The organism is Capnocytophaga felis (assembly GCF_009684755.1).
In the GTDB taxonomy this organism is placed as follows: domain Bacteria; phylum Bacteroidota; class Bacteroidia; order Flavobacteriales; family Flavobacteriaceae; genus Capnocytophaga; species Capnocytophaga felis.
Map to the genome: position 1 here is coordinate 1 of NZ_BLBC01000004.1, position 16673 is coordinate 16673.

The following is a 16673-nucleotide window of genomic DNA, read 5'->3' on the forward strand; positions in this document are numbered from 1 at the left end:
TAAGAAAAACAAAAGAAAAATATAAAAATTTGTTTATCGATGTTAATGCTCGTGCTGTATTCTACGGAATTTTCTCTAAGGCACCTAAAAAGTTGGTTACAATAAAATAAGAATCATTGACAACCCCTCCGTGTTGTGTGTGAAAACAAATAGAAGTGTCTACAACAAACTATAAGCTATAAAAAACACAAATTAAATACCATGTTTTTAGTCTTTTGTACATCTCAATACATAATTCAACCCTCAAAAAACGTATATTTTATTTTAATTTTGATACTTCTCAATATATAGGTTATAAAATCATACAATAATCTTGATGTTCAAAAACAAAAAAAATAAGGAAGAAAAATATTTTCTTCCTTATAAAAAACATACGAACTATAAAATAAAAGTGTTCCTTCTTTTTCCTACTATGCAGAAGCGTTGTTATTATTTGACTTTTTACTTCTCCCGCTGATGTTGCCGTTAATCGTATTGATTATCTGTGTTACCGTGTCAGAAAAGTGCGTAAATGATTCGGGATTGACAAAAGTCGCCGATGTTAAATACGGAATCAATCCCACATTGATTTGCTTTAAGAGTTGCTTTTTAAGGTCGGCAGATTTGGGGCGTTTGCTCTGTGCTGCCATATTCTTCTCATAGGTTAAACGTCGTTGGTCGAAGTCCGCCTGAGCCGTTTTCAGTGATTCGATAGTAGGTGCGATGCCTTCCAATGCCGAAATATCTGCTTGCAGACTTTCTTCGGCAAGGTCTTTCAGAAGTGATTCAATATGAGCCGATTCTACCGAATAGCTTTCGCGGGTAATCTTCACTCCATACTTGGAAAACACAGCATACAGCCGCTCGCCCGATTTACGAAGGCTCTCCACAGGAATGTTAGCGTAACTTTTCAGATATTTATCAAGCTGGCGAACCAAGTCATCACGAACATCATCGGCTTTATCCACTTCCGAAAGGATTTTATCGCTCTTAATAGCTTGCGACAACTCTTCCGCAAGGATTTCTATCTGCCCGAACACAGGTTTTAATATGGGGTCATTAGCAAGACCTACTTCGCTTTTATAAAGCATCACTAATTGCTTGGCGGTATCTGCCATTTCAGTGATGCGAACAGAAGAATTTAAAATTTTCATATCGTACACAATTTTAAGTTTTTATTCAACTGAAACACTGCAATAATAATGCCAATTTTTATGAATATTTTAGAATTGTTTTTAAGCCGCTGTGTCATTTCGAGCAAAGTCGAGAAATAATATGAAAAAAAGGCTTCGACTTCGCTCAGCCTGACAATAACTATATAGCTAACTTTATATAATTTGTCTTTTACTTCTATTCTTTTGTCTTGAAACATAGTAAACGAATACTTGGAGTTTAGTATGTGATACCAAAAATTCAAGACTTTGGATACTCTGCTAAAAATCAATTCTCACATACTCCGCTTTCGCGGACTTTGCTAAAAATCTCCGAACTTGCTCCCTTCGGTTACTTCGAACAGCGGATATTTTTCACGCTTCATTCATTGATTTTCTTAACGCTTCGTCTCCAAGGTCGTAAACTCACTCTCAAAAATAACGACAATTTAAAGTAGATTAGCTAATAACCTTACAAAGATTTAATTGAGTTTTACACAATGTTAAATAAGTCCATAAAAAATCTGCGAAACCTAAAACACTACTGAAATGAGCTTCGCAGAGTCTGCGAAAGGAAAAACATTACTGAAACGAACATCGCAGAGTGTGCGAAGGGTAAAACATTGCTGAAACGAATATCACAGAGTTTGCGAAGGTTAAAACTCCAGTGAGATATGTATCGCAGAATCTGCGATGAGGAAATCAATGCTGTTTTAATAAAAAATGAATTTAGTGAAGCTTAAAACACTGGGGAAATGGGTTGTGTATAATTTTATTTATACTTTTGTCTTGAAACAAAAGTATCAAAAATTCAAGGCTTTGGATACTTCGCTAAAAAATAGCTGTGTTTTCTAAATTTTCCAAACTTGCTCCTTGCAGTCACTTCGAACAGTGGAAAATTCTTAACGAAAACACAACTATTTTTCTTAACGCTTCGTCTCCAATGCCGTTGGCTCACCCTTGAAGTTGGTGGTGCTTGATTTGGTGAAAGACAAAATGCTGGTGAAATGAGCTTAGTTGAATTGATTAATTCTGTTAAGTAGTTATGATGTGCCAGCTAACTTCATTACCGAATTTGCTAATCTTCTTTCTTTTTTAACTCCCGTTGTATAATATCTTTCGTCTATTCCAAAAAGTAAATTTTTCAAATCATCCTCATTACCTATACTAAACTTTTTATTCTCTTCCGAATATTCTAAATTAGGACAATATTCTTTAATATAATTATGTATTTGAAGCACCTCTTCCTGACTTAAAGTAGAAAGTATTTCGGACACTAATGCTATTCTTTGCCTGTTTGATTTATTGACTTTGCTTTTGTTAAAACCATTATGTAGTGATATGAAATCATTGTTTAAAAAAGATTTTGTTTCCTCATCAGTAGCCTCTTTATATAATTTGATAAGATTTGGAAATATATTCTTGGCATCAATTACCTTTCTAAAATACAAAGTATCTGTCGATTTTTTATAGATTGCATCTGGATTTTTTTTAAGATAATTATAGGCTCATCTTTCTTTATCTCAGGTTCTCCATTTAATGAAAACCATCTTTTGTTGATAATATTACTATATGTAAACCTTTGAAAACAAAAATAATCATCATCTTGGTATGCACAAAAATATTTTATTTTATCATATTCATTATTTCTTATTTGATGATGTTCTGCACTATTGAAATCTTGTTTTAAAAATTCGATAGCATATTCAGTTGTATTAAAATGTGTAATACCAAACCATTCTTCTTCAAAACAAATCCATACTGATTTACAGTAGATTGTGATCACATGGCACAAATATGATTTCTGAAATCGATTACAAACAATCGGTTGTATTATCTTTATTGCTCTGCTTTTTCAAGTTCTATTCGAGCTGTGAGCTCTTCTTGGTATGTGGTCATAAACTTGTTTAAGTCCATAAAAACATACCCAACCAAACGATAGAACAGATTCTTGTATTCTATCGTTTCTGTTGCAGTGAATAGAGTTTTACCACCTTCCATCGGTTCGAATGTTGCTTGCCATTCTCCTGTAAACATTTTACTATCCATCTCAAAACTGTAGAAAGAATGCGGTCTCTTCTCAAGTGTCTTAAAACGAATTGTTACACCATGGGTAGTCTCTTCCCATTCTTCAATATCCCCTTGGGTACGGATGATCTCCAAATCATCCAAAGAACTTCTATAATGCCAATCTTGATTGTTGGTCACGATAGCAAAAACGACATCAACAGGGGCATTCAAAATGCACTGTTTTGTCTCCGTTCTGATTCTCGGCAGAAGTGTTTCTATGAGCACGACAACCAATACAAGCAATAAAAGACCGCTCAATATTATGTACAACACATTCTTCACGTTCTATTTGATTATTACCCACTTTCCAGCCTTTGTAGAGCCTTCGTGCTTGATAACTCCTTCTTTAACCATCCTCCTAAGATAATAACGAATACTGTCTTCCGTTCTGTTTAACCTTTTTGCTAAATCCTTCCTTGTAACTTGCGGAAAGTTTTTTATTTCATCCAATATTTCATCCTCTATATTTCTTGGGTCTTTCTTGGGCTTTTCTTGGGTCTTTCCTGTGCTTTTCTTGGGTAGTTTCTCTTCCAAAGCCTTCTTCAAAATACTTTTTAGAAACGTTCTCAACTACTCGAAAAGCTGTAATCAATGAAAAATCAAAAGAGGCTTGCCCGTTACCGTTTTCTTCCAACTCCTTCTGAACTCGGTAGACTCCACGGCTGAATCGGTTTACATAGCCCAAGACTTTCATAGCTTCGGCAATAAAGGGATTCCGATAATCGCTCACATTGGGGAAATTGTCGGTTGCAGAAGTTCCTTTTTCATTATCATAATTTTCCTGTTATCTCCATATGTAATATCAGGTAATCTTTACCCATCTATCTTCATTTCAACTCTTTCCTCAACATAATCATATCTTTTAGTATTATCCCATTTTCGTAAATTGGCTGGGCATAATTCTCTAGAAAAAAGTTTTCTTTTATCGCATACTTCGAATAACCATTCTTCTCGTAAAATTGAATCTGTTTTGTTCCGCAATCAGCTGTGCCGACAATAATGGTTATATAACCACCTTTTCTGGCAATTTCTTCTGCTTTTTTCAGAATCCAGCTACCCAGCCCTTTCCCCTGATATGCAGGAGAGATAGCTATGTTTTTTATTTCAGTCGTTTGTTTATCTACTGGCAACAGACATATCACACCTACTATTTTTCCCTGTTGTTTTGCTATGTAAACATCTGAATAAGGAAGATACTTGTTTATAGCTGCAACTGTTTCGTCTGCTAACAGAAGTAGATTATAGGGGTAACACTTTTCTATTCTACTGAAGATAAAGTCCATTGTATTTCTTATGGTTGAAACTGATCTGCCGATTATTTTTAACTCTTTTCTTATATTGACAATAATTACGAAGATATTATTTCATTGTACTACTGAATCTCTTATAAATGAGGTTAAGGGAACAATTTAACTTTTAACTGCTTGCCCAATACTGTCAGCCGATATTTTTGCAGACTACTATTAGGTTTATTGGGGATAGTCATTTCTATAAATCCTTGTTCTAATGCAGGCTTTAAATAATTTGAACGGAAATTTTCTCTATGAGAAAGACCCAATTTTTCTTGTATCTCTTGCCTATCCATCTCCTTGCTCATTATCCTAACCAGTTCTTTAACTTGCTCGGTTACTTGCTCGGTTACTTGCTCGGTTACTTGCTCGGTTACTTGCTCGGACACTGGAAATATCATTCGTAAAAAGTTCTCTGTAAACTTGAAACATTCTTTTCCGTAACTGTTCAAAATACGTGGGACACCAGACCCTAAGTGTTCTACTAAATCTAAATCTCGAAATACGCGCATTAATTCTTTATTGCGTGGCACCGAATAGCCTTCAAAGAACTCCTTCTCTGTCATGCCTTGTGGCAAACTGCCAAATGATGTAATCTCAATTCTATCATCAAAGAACTCAAATTTAGGTGGCACTTCCGAGGTATAATCGTTATGAACAATGGCATTAATCACAGCTTCACGCAAAGCGACAGGGTTCCATAATTTTGTTTCTTTCCGTTCTTTGGGTGTGATTTTTGCCAGTGTTTTATTTTCGACTTCAATTTTATCCAATACTTGTTTGGTTGCCTTTATTAACGAACAATACCCATACTCGTTGTTTTCTGTCAAGTCAACACGATCAAATCCATTGTATTTTGCCACTTTCACAGATATTCCATTGGCATCAGCCAATAAGTATGCTACATAATTGTATTCGCCTTCTTCTGTAATCAGCTCCAAATTGGACGTAAACTGCTGATTTAGTGTTTTCCCTGATCCCTCGTAGTATATCTTAAGTTGCTCAAAAGTAAGGTTCTGGTTTGGAGACTTGATTTTGCCAATGGAGTTCCGAGTACGTTTGGCAAATAGAGATTCTATCATCTTTACGGACATTGGTTCAGCAGAAGTACCGACACGAATGAATGTGCCTCTTTCCGACATCCCAAGTTTCTTGATATAGTACGGCTTTTCCGTTCCACTTGCCAGAGTAATCTTGATCACGTTCTTTGAATCAACACCTTCTACTGAGACATCAAATAATCCCATACATGATGGCATAATGTTATTCTTCAGTCGATCTTTGATTTTGAGCATATCACCATCAATATCTGAAACGCCAACAGCTTTCCCTGTTTTGTCGATTCCAATATAAATTACGCCTCCTTCGTGATAATTCAGAAAAGCGATTGCCTCTTTTTCCAAATCATCTATAAGTTCTTGTTTGTATTCTATACGGTTGGTTTCAGAATTCATATATAATATTCGTTATTGATACAAAATCAAATATTTGAATAAACAACTAATTCAACATTGCCCAAAGTGTGAAGATAATGATGTGTGTTCCCTAAAAGCTGTAAAATATCCATAGATGCATTCGCCTTACTTAAAGCAGGTTGAACAATGTAAATATGAAATTTTGTTTCTTTTTTCCATTTCGCAGCCATTAAAACGTTCTCTAAATCTTCTTCTGTTCCTTTTATGAATCGGCTACAAATTATTCCATTTAATGATTTTTCTTTGCGTTTGAATAAATGGTCAAAGAAATCCTTTCCCTTTCTGAATTTGTATTTCCAATTCAATGATTTTTGGGCTTGCCCGCAAACATGATAGAAATTATTAATATCATTACTTACTCTCCCTCCTATAGCTCCTTTTAAGTGAAACAAATGGATTTCTATATGTGTTGGCAGGTCTTTTATACCTACAATATCTGCAATTTCTCCTTTTCCATCATCATCGTAAACAATATCAAAGTCATTTCTGATTTTGTTTATAAAGTAATACTGAATGGAATCTTGAACATATGGAGCAATGTCTTGAGATTCACGTCTCAAATTTACTCCTGCCCAATTATCTGTAATGATGTTGTCTAAAGGAATGACATCTGCTTCCATTTTTTCTTTGATATAGTTGTTTTGGAAAAGTTGAGAGCCGTCCGCGAACCAGATAGTAGGAGCAAATTCTTGTAAGAAACTTTCTATTGACTGTTGAGTTCCTCCATGGAAAACAACAGCATCGATATTCGTCCTTTTTATTATTCTGTAATAAGGAATATCTTGATTCGTGGCTCCAAGTTCTATCTCAAAAATAATTCTAACATCAGAAGTATCAAATGAGAATTGTAATGGATTTGCCACATCATCTTCGACAATATTTAATTCAGAATTTGATAAATCATACGAGTTTCCATCAATCCGTATTTCAAATCTTGTTTCTGAAAAATCATACATATCAGGGTGCCAATCAACCATTATAGGAAGAATGTTCGGTCTGGAAACAATTTTCTCTATCTTCAGGGTATTTTGAAGTACAATATTAGGATCTATATTTTCATTAGAGATTGTATCTCCAATGTTTTTACACCAACTGGCTAATTCATTCAGATTTCCCCTTAAATAAGACCATATTTTCCCACTTACAGAGCATCCAAGCGATATTTTTTCGCCTTCTTTATATCCAACTCCAAAAAAGTTGTTTTTTATTATAGTTCCTTGTTCTAAAGACTTAATCCCATCTTGTACTGCTTTTCCTATGAAGTTTTGAAATGTGACATCTTGACCAAAGCCCTTTCGTGCTCCGACATTAAACAATGTGAGCCTTTTTACATCATGAAAGACTCTAAAAACATTCATTCCTGTTATTTTACTTTTGCTGGCTTGAGTATTGAAAACCGCTTCAATTAGTTTGTCTTTAGATAAGCCTTTAATGGAAGTATTCACGAATATACGATTCACATTGGGTCGTAAATCCCAATAAACTATGATAATATCCCATTGCAGATTTTTTACCACTTCAAAATTACCCCAATCCACATTACTTATCTTGCCCAAAATAATAACCAAGGTATTATTACTGTTATCGCTATATTGATGTTCGTAAGTATCCAGATTAGATATTCCTTCTTTCCAATTTAAAGGATTCCATTCGGTACTGTTATTATTATATATTACCGTGCTCAATGCTGGACGAATGCTTTGGAATGGTATTTTTGATTTGTCAAGATGCCCGAATCTATCTAAGAAGTTTCTAAAATCTATTTCTTTTTGAGTTGCATTCTCATTCAATCGGGGTAAAATTAGATTCCAGTCAGCATTTTTGGCGTATAACTCGTCCAGTTCTTCATGAATGGGAGGATATGCAATATTAGTGATAAAACTGGCGTTCCCCAATTCACTATAGGAAGTCCTTGTGAAACGACCAATAAATTGAAGGGTAATAGGTAAACTTTGCCTTTCATCATGTATTGCAGCTATTTTTAAGTTAGGCAAGTCGAATCCTTCACCTAACATGTTTACACAAACAATAATAGAATGCTCTCCTCTTTTGATAGCCTCAATCTTTTTATCCAATCCACCAATATTTGTATAAACCATCACGGGATTGAGGTCTTCATACTGTTTGTAGTGTTCGAAAACCTCTTTTGCTCTGATTTTATCTCTACATCGAGCCATGATTATGTGATTATAACCATTAGCAATATCTTCTCTAAGTTGTTGAACGGCTCTCTCTGCTATTTTCTTATCCGCAAGTTTGCGATTATATTCCCTTATGGGCAAATAGTTTATCTGCTTATAATATCTTTGTTCCTGTGCTTTGCGAAGAGAAAAATTGAAAATTATTTTGCCTTGTAAATTCTTTCCATCATTTCTGTATGGAGTTGCCGTAAATAGAAACACTTTTTCTTTATCAAAACGGTCAATCAACTCTTTCCATGTTTGCGCTTCCGAATGATGAGCTTCGTCAACAAATAAATGAGAAAATTCTTGAGAATATAACGTTTTTGCCTCTGCTGTGCTATCCGTTAAAATATCCATTGTTGTAACTACAACATTTACTCTTGATATGAAATCGCGAAGAATTGCTATATCTGTAATACCGCTATTCATAATCCCGACAATGGGATTATGACAATCTTCATCAACGATTCCATATTCTTTAAGTAATCCGAGAGTAATGAATTTTTCTGAAATTTGTGTTCGCAATGAATCGGAAGGGACAGAAACTAATAGTTTTTTGCATTTGTTTGAAATAAGGGTTGCTAACATTGTTTCTGTTTTACCTGTCCCTGTAGGCATTACTACAATTCCTTTGTCTTCTGGATTTTGCAAATGGCTCAAAATAGAATACAAAGCTCCCATCTGGGGAGGGCGTAAACCTTTTATATTATTTGCCTCATCTTCTTGAATAAATTTGAACTTGTTTCCCCAAGAAGACAGAACTTGGGTAGGAGATAGAGTTTCAAATTTTGGATGCTTCAACCATCTTTTGACTCTTATAGTTCCTGCTTCCAAATCCTTGCTCTTTGGCTGTTTAGTTACTAATAAGATATATTCATATTGATTGAAAATATCTAAATTTTCGTTGCTCGTGAGCAGATAGTTTATACCACTAGAAGTAACCACAAATGGCTCTCTATGTAACAATTGTACATCCTCAAGAACTCCTCCTTGAGAGTAATGCTGCCAAACTTGATTACCATTTTGATTGTAAAGAAGTTTTCTTACCTTCGGTAAACTTAATGTCCCCATATCTCTGATTTTATCCTAGATTTATTTATGTTTAAAGATTAACTCTCCTGCATCCACCCCCAATATCTCCGCAATCTGGAAGAGGGTTTCGAGGCTTGGTTGGCGGCGGTTGCAGACATAGGCATTGACAATGCTGAAGCTCTTGCCAAGTTTTTCGGCAAGCCATGTTTGCTTAATTCCTTTCTCCTCAAGCACTTCTTTGATTCGATTCATGGGTTTATCCATCGCGTTCAATGTTTTTTTGATAGTGCAAAGATATGAAATGAAATAGCATAGAAAAAGGGAATGAGAAAATAAATTCTCATTCCCTTAAATCTCTTCAACTAGTACAAGAAATAAGCTTTATTTCCGTTGTTTTATGGACTCTGTCTGTTTCTGAAGTTCATTTGCTTGCGATGTGTTCAGGCAGGCTCGCTCTGTCTTTTCTGCCTGTTCTTTAACTAATCGTTCGTAAGTTTCCACTTGTTCTCGGATAAGTGCAATTTGCTGCTCGTCTCTCTGATAAGTGAAGAGCGTTTCCAAAACCATTAGCTTTTCCTGATTAGTTTCTCCATACATTTTAATGTGGCGATACATCAAATCATTATCCAATAGTTGACTATTTTGTCGCATTTGCCAGAAGTTTCCAACCAGAGAAAACAAAAGAACAAGCCCCATACTGCAAAGAGTGATAGCCGTTTTACTATTTTTAAAGTCAAGACTAAAAACATGTTCTTTGCGAATGACAGTACGACTCTCTTTGCCTATCTCATCAATTTTCGCCTCGATGGCTTGTAGAGTCTCTCTTTTCTCTGCATCCCATTCATCCCGCTTCTCAAAGGCTGTTCCCAGTCCTGTCACGATGCTCTTGGTAAGTATTTCTTCCAAGACTCTGATTTGTTCGGGAGAAAACACCTCTTGCTTTGAAAGTGTATTCATCTTCCCAAGAAGCTCTTCGATTTTACTCAAGTCGATTGTTTGTTGTTCAGATCTTCCTTCTAAGGAGAAAGCCATTTCCGTAAGACTTTGCTTCAATTCCTCAAATAGACCATATACGGCCGAGGTATCCATTCTATCTGTATTCATATACTTTTTCTTTTGTGATTAAACATTAGTGCAGTACTCTGCGTATTCTGATTTTACTTTTAGCTGCCAACTTTCGGGCTTTCAGAGCCTGAATGTATTCGGCAAGCGTTGCGTCATAATGAGGGCTATCAAAAAGTGAGAAAATGCTGAGTTGCCCAATGAGAGAATCAAGAGCATCCATCACACCTCCTGTTTCTGATGTTTTGAACTCTTGTTTTTCTGCCACTTGCAGTGCTTGATAGGCATTGTCTTTAATCTGCCTGTCAATCTTTGAGAAGCTATATTCTCTATCTACCCGGGAACCCGAAATCCGATTACCATCTTTCTCAAAAATGATGCCTTGAATCTTATCCGTATTGCCATTCATTTTGAATTCCAAGCCTATACCTGATTGCTTCAGGGTTGCTTGCAGCTGGCCCCACGTCAAACTTTGAGGAATAGCTTTTTTGAGAGCGTCGTAAATCTCATATTTGGTTTTGTCGTTCCCTTTCAGCCGTTCACGCTTGACATTCTCTTTTCCAGAAGCAATATATAATCCGTATTTCTTCGTCAGTTCCATGCAGACCTTTGTGCTACGTAGTTTTTCATTTTGATCTGAAATTCTTCGACCATAGTTATTAATACGATTGATTACTATGTGTATGTGTGGATGCTCTGTATCGTGGTGACGAGCAATAAGATACTGCGTGTTGGAGTAGCTCATTTTCTGTAAATATTCCTGTGCCACCTTGACCATAAAAGCATCCGTTAAACGCCCTTTATCTTGAGCTGAGAAATCCAAAGAGATGTGGGCTACAGGTTTCGTAATCTTGGGATTGAGCTTGCTTTGAGTAACAAAGCTTCGGATTATAGCTTCTCTATCTTTCAGACGAATACCTTCTGCCTGCAAGAGCTGGGCACGCTCTTTTTCCAAAACATAGTTTATCACCCCTCGAAATCCTCTTCCCTGAACAATCTTAGCAATCATCTTCGATTCGTTTTATGATGTTGTCCAATCTCTCAGTCATCGCAAGGTTATCTTGATAGACTCGTGCGTACCCCATAGCATTGGCTTTGTGGGCAATCTGATTGACATTATTGGCCATACCACTTAGCTGGCGAAGGTGGCTCATCAATTCGGAAGATAGTCTCTGCCTGACTATACTCGCAGCGATACAACGACAGACGTATTCACTTCGAGTAATCCCTGCAAGCCGCACTTTAGCTTTCAGAGAGTAGAACTCCTCGGTCGCCATTTTCAGTGTAACCTTATATTTCTTCTTTTCTACTGGTCGTTTGGGTGGGCGACCATTCGTATTGCGATTTTCTATTGTTTTCATTGCTGTATTTGTTTTTGATTTATGAATAGACCAACGGGATGAGTCAATCCTCGAAGAGCAAGTTTGTGTTTTGGTCAGACCAAAACACAAACTTGCTCCCCTAATAATCAAAGGGCTTGAATCCATACCCATTCATCGTTTGAGTCCTCGACTTCTCATTCTCGGAGGAGAAATGAGTTCTTGATTTTTTCGACAGAGAAAATCATTCAAGTCCTTATGCCCCTCATAAAGGATGGAGCAATCATTAACGCAAAGATTCATTCTCCGAAGCACTTCAAGCGTTTTTTTCCCTGCTGCATCGTTATCGAGATAAGCGTTAACAATGGCATATTTCGAGAGTAAGGAATGAGCCTTTTGGAGATTGTTTACAGAATTCAGTACAATCGCAGATTCAGTATTTCTGTCAGGATAAAGGGTACAAAAACTCAAGTAATCTATAAATCCTTCAAAGAGATTGACAGTGTCCGTATTTCGATCAAAGGAGGAGACACTGGAAGGAGGAAAACAACCTTTGAAATAGAGATTACGAATAGCATAACCTCCCAAGTCGTTGGGCATTCCGATAGCGTAATAAGTACGCCCTTTTACTTGATAGTGAACCTCACGACAGTACCGTTTCGCCACAGAACAATCAATCTTACGGTCTTGCAGATATCTCAGCAAATTTGGGTGAAGCAAAGAGATGGCTTTGATTATTTTCATTTCTTCTCGACTCTCTGCCTGTCGGTCAAAGTCGTTCTGCGTAAGAGGGCTAATCTCTACACAGTTGTCTAACAGTCCAATTGCTTGAGACAGCGTGCAGCCATGTAGTTTCATTACCAAATCAATTATGCTGCCACCTTCTCCGCTTCCAAAGTCATACCAGAGACTTGCTCTGTAATCAACCTTGAAACTTGGACTACTCTCTTCCCGAAAAGGACTTCTATACATTCCATAAGTCGTATACTCCTTCACTGGGTAATGGCCTTTATTAGCCAAATAATCCTTCAGAGATAAGGATTTTATATGTTCAATATTCATCATGTTTTTCTAAGTTTTAGAGATTTTCCTTACTACATGAATATGGATGGATAACTCCTTTACAGTGAAAAGAAAAAGAGTCGTAACCTGTTTTCTTGTAGTAGCATTATTTAGTGCGAGTAGTAACTCTGTTGTAAGACAGATTATAAAACCATACTACACGCTCAATCTTTTTTCATTCACTGGATTAAATCCTCTTGTAGTAAGTAGTAACTGTAATTTATCAATAGGTCAAAAGGAACTCACGAACGGATTGGAAAGACCTTTCTGATATGATAGACATACATAGGGTTACCTCCTATCCGTCGGGACTTTCGTTCAAATCCTGCTTTGCGCAGAGCTTCTCCCATTCGTTTTTCGGAGAGGTTCAGCGTAGTATATCCACGCAAATAATTCAGAACTTCCGAAGTGGTCATATAAGACTCTTCCGTAGGACTTGGTTTCTCAAAGCCTTTGAGTAACATTTCGTATTCGACTGTCTGCACATGAAAGCCTTCGCTCTCTCGGTGCAACTCTGCAATCTCAGCATCATCAAACCAGTACCGATCCCCACTTTTCCAATACCACCAAGCCTCCGAATAAACCTTATTGATATCAACCTGCTTAGCAGCTTCTATGTCAATAGCTTCTACCTCAAAAGGAAGAAACCTGCGGCTACCCGTCGGATCTGTAAGGAAGTCATTGCCATTTACCGAAGCCATAAAACTGGCTAAGTGAGGATACTCTTCGATGTACGTATCGTATGGTCTGCGATACTTAACCCGTGGAGTAGTAATGAGATTCTTCAACTCATTTTTGTCTCTTTTGTTGAGGGCTTTGAGTTGGTCGTCGATATTGATAAACAGGTATTCGGCTATAAGGGTCTGCGTATCCTTGTTTTGAGGGTCAATGGTACCTGTAAACAAATATGCTTTCAGCTCTACGGGACAAAGCAAGTCTAAGAAAGTGGTCTTGAACTTACCCTGCTCTCCAGTCAAAACCAGACAGGTGTGATTGCGACAGAACAAATCATCCATCGCATTCGCCACCACTGCAATAAGCCATTTGGTCAGATAAGTTTGCCACTTATCAGGATTCCGAACCGTTACGCACGAAGCCAAGTGAATAATCTCCGAGTCCTCTCCATCGTTCCAATTCGATAGTTTTTGGAAATACTCTTGTACAGGATTGATACGCGGGCAGAAATCACTTTCCAATATCGCTCGTATATTCTCTGCCGAGGTACTGATACCTTCTGAAGAATCCAATAGCCGTCGCATGGAGTTGATGTCGAATTTACCGAGTGGGAAGAAAGGTTCTTCTTTATTCGAGTATCGAAACTCCGTGCGACTTTTTACGGTATTGAATCGAAAGTCATAGTGCTCTCTTAGAAAGGACTCTATCCGTTCATTCTTGGATTGCTTCCCTTCTGGTCGTTCATCCATTTCTTCTTTCATCGTTGAATAGATATTAGAAATGAGAGAGCTTAGCCTTCTTTTCAGAGATAAAGAGCTTCGAGTCTTCGGCAAGTTCTCGCACCGTTTTTCTACGACCATTGGCTATCCATTCGAGCAATTCGTCCTCGAAGAAGTAGAGTTGCTTTCCATCCTTGTAGCATGGGAGTAAACGCTTACGCACAAGCGTATAAATTGTAGGCTTGGCCTTCCCGATGATTTTACACGCTTCATCTATCCCGATAGGAATACGTTTTGGAGAAATAACTGCATCTTGCCCTTTCTCGACCAATGCTTTGATCTCAGCTACTTCGTTCACTAAGTGAGCTACCGCCTTCGGTAGATTCTCAAAAGAAATTTCGTTGTTGTCCATGTCTATACTATTTTGAGTTTAACATGGCACAAATGAATAAAGTGTTTTCCCTGTGATTCAAAACACGGAGAAAACACTACAAAAACACTATGATTGGTGCGTTTTTTCTATCTCTTATAACTAAAAGATAGGATATTTGGGGAATAACGAGAGAATACCTTCCCTTCAAAAAGAAATTCAGGGAACAATCTACACTGATAAGGAGAAAATGAATATTTATCTCAACGATGTACAGAGAAGAGCTACGAACCCATCATTTTGGTACCTTTACAGTAAAAGGTATAGATATTATAACTATGGTAAAAGAAAATGCTAGAGAAAAGTTGTTGTTGCAAATTCAAGACGAAGTTTTAAAAGGGGGAATTTGTTTTGATGGTTATACTTCATTTCAATTGGAAAATGCCGACATTTCATTCTGTGCTGGCGCAGATTTAGCATGTGTAATAATGTGCCAAGCAGCAATAGAATCGTATATTAAAGAAGATGAAGCATTAGATTGTAAAAGCTTTTATGATATTATTGAGAATTGTTCGTGTTCTTCTGATTTAAAAAATAGGTTACATCACCTAAGAAAGTATCGAAACAAATGGATGCATAGGAAGGAGATTGACAGGGAAATTTCAATGGATTATGCAGAATTAGAGAGAGAAGCAATTAGTGCCTATCGTCTAACACTGGAGGTTTTCCACTATTATCCGTTCATCTAAATAAACATTTAATATCACCCAGCCCTTTCTGAATCTTGATTAGCCCTTTTTGTTCATCGTCTTTGAGGTGGCTTTTGATGGTCTCTGGTTCAACGTCTTTTAGTGCTTCGACAAAAACAAGTTTGAGGAAAAGAGCAACCTCGTCTTGTTTGCCAATACTGAAATGCTTCCAAATATTCCAGCCGAAATGATACAGATCTAAAGAAGTAAGCTTTGTGACTCTGACAGGTTGAGGGTTTTGCAAGACGTTTCCTTCTGAATAAGCTGTAATGTGTTGACATAGTTGTATCAAATCGTCATCAGAGACATAGGGGGCAAATTCATGTTGTGTATAGGAGATGGCTATCTCTAATTTCTCTTTTGATCTATCGCTTTGTTTCCGATGTTGGTTAACTCCTATCTCCTGAATGAGTTCGGGTTCTATATTCTTTTGACCCCAATCCTGCTCAACTTCTTTCTTTTTTCGAAGTGATGATGGTGAATACTTGTGAGGGAAAAACTTCTTCACAATAGCTGTGAACAAACCGTCAATCAGAAGCATTAGGGCTGAATAGAGAATGATGCCTACCCCTGTAACAATCCAGAAAATTACAGTTGCAGTAAATTCATCAACTCCAGCTGAGACAAAAACAAATCTCACAATTATACCAATTAAGGCACACGCCAGCAAGACGGATAAATAAACAATTATATATTCAAAGTACTTAGACTGCATTTTTATTCATTTTTGTGAGGTTATTCCTGACTCTTTGTCTCTATCGTATCCAATTTTATGGCTTGTGCCGCTTTGTTTTTCTTTTCATCGACCACCTTTGCATATATTTGCGTTGTCTTCACATTCGTATGTCCCAGCATCTTGCTTACGGTATAAATGTCTGTACCGCTGGCAAGTTGTAGAGTAGCGTAGGAGTGGCGGAAGCAATGAAAGCTTATGGACTTTTTGATGCCTGCAGCCTCTATCCAACGCTTTAGAGGTTTAGAAATCCATGACGGATTAGGTAAGTCTTCAAAAACCAGTTGTTCTGGCAATCTTCGTTCTCCACATAGTTGTAAGGCTTGTTCCGAAATAGGCATATACTCTACTCCTTTGGTTTTCTTCTGCGTGAAATTTAACTTGGCTTGACCATTTTCTATACTAATCTCCTTCCATCTTAATTTCTGAATATCAGAGAGACGTAATCCTGTAAGTGCAGAAAAAAGAGAAGCTCTACGTAAAATTTCATTTTCACAAGGTGTTGAGGCTAACTTGTTTAGCTCTACCATAGTCAAATATTCTCTTCGAACTTCCTTACTGGGAATTCCTTTTATTTTCGCAGATAGGCCTGTAGTGATAATACCTTCAGTAAAGGCTTGTTTTAGTGCTGCTTTGAAAATAGAAAAGTATGTAGATGCTGTATTGTGAGATAACGTTCCTTTCTTTCCTTTGATATATGGAGCAGATAGAAGAAAGTGTTTAAAGTCTTCCGAGAATATTTTTTGCCATAATTGATAAAACTTTACCTAAAACATTGCTAAAATAAGCTTCGCAGAGTCTGCGA

18 protein-coding genes and 1 pseudogene are annotated in these 16673 nt (G+C 37.0%); 1 reads left to right on the plus strand and 18 read right to left on the minus strand.

Annotated elements, in window-relative coordinates; translation table 11 throughout:
- Positions 1–410 precede the first annotated feature (410 nt).
- From GN105_RS00935 to GN105_RS01000, 15 genes are all read right to left on the minus strand, one after another.
- Positions 411–1133 carry a DUF6261 family protein gene (locus tag GN105_RS00935; protein WP_155283587.1) on the minus strand — a complete coding sequence of 241 codons (723 nt, stop codon included), beginning with the start codon at positions 1131–1133 and terminating at the stop codon, positions 411–413.
- Positions 1134–2173: 1040 nt separating this feature from the next.
- Positions 2174–2581 (minus strand): hypothetical protein, encoded by a 408-nt coding sequence (locus GN105_RS00940; RefSeq protein ID WP_155283588.1) that lies wholly within the window; start codon positions 2579–2581, stop codon positions 2174–2176.
- A 388-nt stretch (positions 2582–2969) separates the two neighbouring features.
- Positions 2970–3458 carry an SRPBCC family protein gene (locus GN105_RS00945; protein ID WP_227978803.1) on the minus strand — a complete coding sequence of 163 codons (489 nt, stop codon included), beginning with the start codon at positions 3456–3458 and terminating at the stop codon, positions 2970–2972.
- A gap of 27 nt (positions 3459–3485) precedes the next feature.
- Entirely contained in the window at positions 3486–3650 is a 165-nt protein-coding gene (locus tag GN105_RS12895; RefSeq protein ID WP_262884848.1) for a winged helix-turn-helix domain-containing protein, read from the minus strand.
- 4 nt (positions 3651–3654) lie between these two features.
- On the minus strand, positions 3655–3930 hold the full coding sequence (locus GN105_RS12900) for a hypothetical protein (protein WP_227977416.1): 276 nt from the start codon (positions 3928–3930) through the stop codon (positions 3655–3657).
- Positions 3931–4027: 97 nt separating this feature from the next.
- Complete coding sequence (locus GN105_RS00955) at positions 4028–4483, minus strand: GNAT family N-acetyltransferase (RefSeq protein ID WP_155283590.1); 456 nt, start codon at positions 4481–4483, stop codon at positions 4028–4030.
- A gap of 113 nt (positions 4484–4596) precedes the next feature.
- The gene (locus GN105_RS00960; RefSeq protein WP_155283591.1) at positions 4597–5943 is read right to left on the minus strand and encodes an RNA/DNA-binding domain-containing protein; all 1347 of its coding nucleotides are present in this window, start codon (positions 5941–5943) and stop codon (positions 4597–4599) included.
- A 26-nt stretch (positions 5944–5969) separates the two neighbouring features.
- Positions 5970–9218, minus strand: a complete 3249-nt coding sequence (locus tag GN105_RS00965; protein WP_155283592.1) for a DEAD/DEAH box helicase — start codon at positions 9216–9218, stop codon at positions 5970–5972.
- Between the two features lie 21 nt (positions 9219–9239).
- A complete protein-coding gene (locus GN105_RS00970) occupies positions 9240–9431 on the minus strand; it encodes a helix-turn-helix domain-containing protein (protein WP_197068365.1) in 192 nt (63 codons plus the stop codon).
- Between the two features lie 129 nt (positions 9432–9560).
- Positions 9561–10268 (minus strand): hypothetical protein, encoded by a 708-nt coding sequence (locus tag GN105_RS00975; RefSeq protein ID WP_227977417.1) that lies wholly within the window; start codon positions 10266–10268, stop codon positions 9561–9563.
- A 40-nt stretch (positions 10269–10308) separates the two neighbouring features.
- Positions 10309–11250, minus strand: a complete 942-nt coding sequence (locus tag GN105_RS00980; RefSeq protein ID WP_155283594.1) for a relaxase/mobilization nuclease domain-containing protein — start codon at positions 11248–11250, stop codon at positions 10309–10311.
- Entirely contained in the window at positions 11240–11602 is a 363-nt protein-coding gene (locus GN105_RS00985; RefSeq protein WP_155283595.1) for a MobC family plasmid mobilization relaxosome protein, read from the minus strand. The genes GN105_RS00980 and GN105_RS00985 overlap by 11 nt, the downstream gene beginning before the upstream one ends.
- 132 nt (positions 11603–11734) lie before the next feature.
- Positions 11735–12532, minus strand: coding sequence for a DUF8464 domain-containing protein (locus GN105_RS00990; RefSeq protein ID WP_227977418.1), 798 nt, complete (start codon positions 12530–12532; stop codon positions 11735–11737).
- A gap of 332 nt (positions 12533–12864) precedes the next feature.
- The gene (locus GN105_RS00995; RefSeq protein ID WP_155283646.1) at positions 12865–14046 is read right to left on the minus strand and encodes a virulence-associated E family protein; all 1182 of its coding nucleotides are present in this window, start codon (positions 14044–14046) and stop codon (positions 12865–12867) included.
- Positions 14047–14071: 25 nt separating this feature from the next.
- On the minus strand, positions 14072–14347 hold the full coding sequence (locus tag GN105_RS01000; protein ID WP_306452380.1) for a helix-turn-helix domain-containing protein: 276 nt from the start codon (positions 14345–14347) through the stop codon (positions 14072–14074).
- A gap of 308 nt (positions 14348–14655) precedes the next feature.
- Between GN105_RS01000 and GN105_RS01005 the strand changes: the two genes are divergently transcribed.
- Positions 14656–15135: a hypothetical protein gene (locus GN105_RS01005; protein ID WP_155283597.1), complete on the plus strand. Its 480-nt coding sequence runs from the start codon at positions 14656–14658 to the stop codon at positions 15133–15135.
- Here GN105_RS01005 and GN105_RS01010 read toward each other — a convergent pair.
- From GN105_RS01010 to GN105_RS13055, 3 genes and pseudogenes are all read right to left on the minus strand, one after another.
- Positions 15128–15850, minus strand: coding sequence for a mobilization protein (locus tag GN105_RS01010; protein WP_155283598.1), 723 nt, complete (start codon positions 15848–15850; stop codon positions 15128–15130). The two genes, GN105_RS01005 and GN105_RS01010, sit on opposite strands and share 8 nt — an antisense overlap.
- A 20-nt stretch (positions 15851–15870) precedes the next feature.
- Positions 15871–16398: a site-specific integrase gene (locus GN105_RS01015; RefSeq protein WP_262884849.1), complete on the minus strand. Its 528-nt coding sequence runs from the start codon at positions 16396–16398 to the stop codon at positions 15871–15873.
- A gap of 66 nt (positions 16399–16464) precedes the next feature.
- Positions 16465–16608 (minus strand): annotated as a pseudogene (locus GN105_RS13055) (phage integrase SAM-like domain-containing protein); the annotation flags it as partial.
- Between the last annotated feature and the right edge of the window lie 65 nt (positions 16609–16673).

Bases quoted from the DNA above. Each gene is read 5' to 3' on its own strand.
- GN105_RS00935 (WP_155283587.1), bottom strand. From the start codon at position 1,133: ATGAAAATTTTAAATTCTTCTGTTCGCATCACTGAAATGGCAGATACC.
- GN105_RS00955 (WP_155283590.1), bottom strand. From the start codon at position 4,483: ATGGACTTTATCTTCAGTAGAATAGAAAAGTGTTACCCCTATAATCTA.
- GN105_RS00960 (WP_155283591.1), bottom strand. From the start codon at position 5,943: ATGAATTCTGAAACCAACCGTATAGAATACAAACAAGAACTTATAGAT.
- GN105_RS00965 (WP_155283592.1), bottom strand. From the start codon at position 9,218: ATGGGGACATTAAGTTTACCGAAGGTAAGAAAACTTCTTTACAATCAA.
- GN105_RS00970 (WP_197068365.1), bottom strand. From the start codon at position 9,431: ATGAATCGAATCAAAGAAGTGCTTGAGGAGAAAGGAATTAAGCAAACA.
- GN105_RS00975 (WP_227977417.1), bottom strand. From the start codon at position 10,268: ATGGATACCTCGGCCGTATATGGTCTATTTGAGGAATTGAAGCAAAGT.
- GN105_RS00980 (WP_155283594.1), bottom strand. From the start codon at position 11,250: ATGATTGCTAAGATTGTTCAGGGAAGAGGATTTCGAGGGGTGATAAAC.
- GN105_RS00985 (WP_155283595.1), bottom strand. From the start codon at position 11,602: ATGAAAACAATAGAAAATCGCAATACGAATGGTCGCCCACCCAAACGA.
- GN105_RS00990 (WP_227977418.1), bottom strand. From the start codon at position 12,532: ATGTATAGAAGTCCTTTTCGGGAAGAGAGTAGTCCAAGTTTCAAGGTT.
- GN105_RS00995 (WP_155283646.1), bottom strand. From the start codon at position 14,046: ATGGATGAACGACCAGAAGGGAAGCAATCCAAGAATGAACGGATAGAG.
- GN105_RS01005 (WP_155283597.1), top strand. From the start codon at position 14,656: ATGTACAGAGAAGAGCTACGAACCCATCATTTTGGTACCTTTACAGTA.
- GN105_RS01010 (WP_155283598.1), bottom strand. From the start codon at position 15,850: ATGCAGTCTAAGTACTTTGAATATATAATTGTTTATTTATCCGTCTTG.
- GN105_RS01015 (WP_262884849.1), bottom strand. From the start codon at position 16,398: ATGGTAGAGCTAAACAAGTTAGCCTCAACACCTTGTGAAAATGAAATT.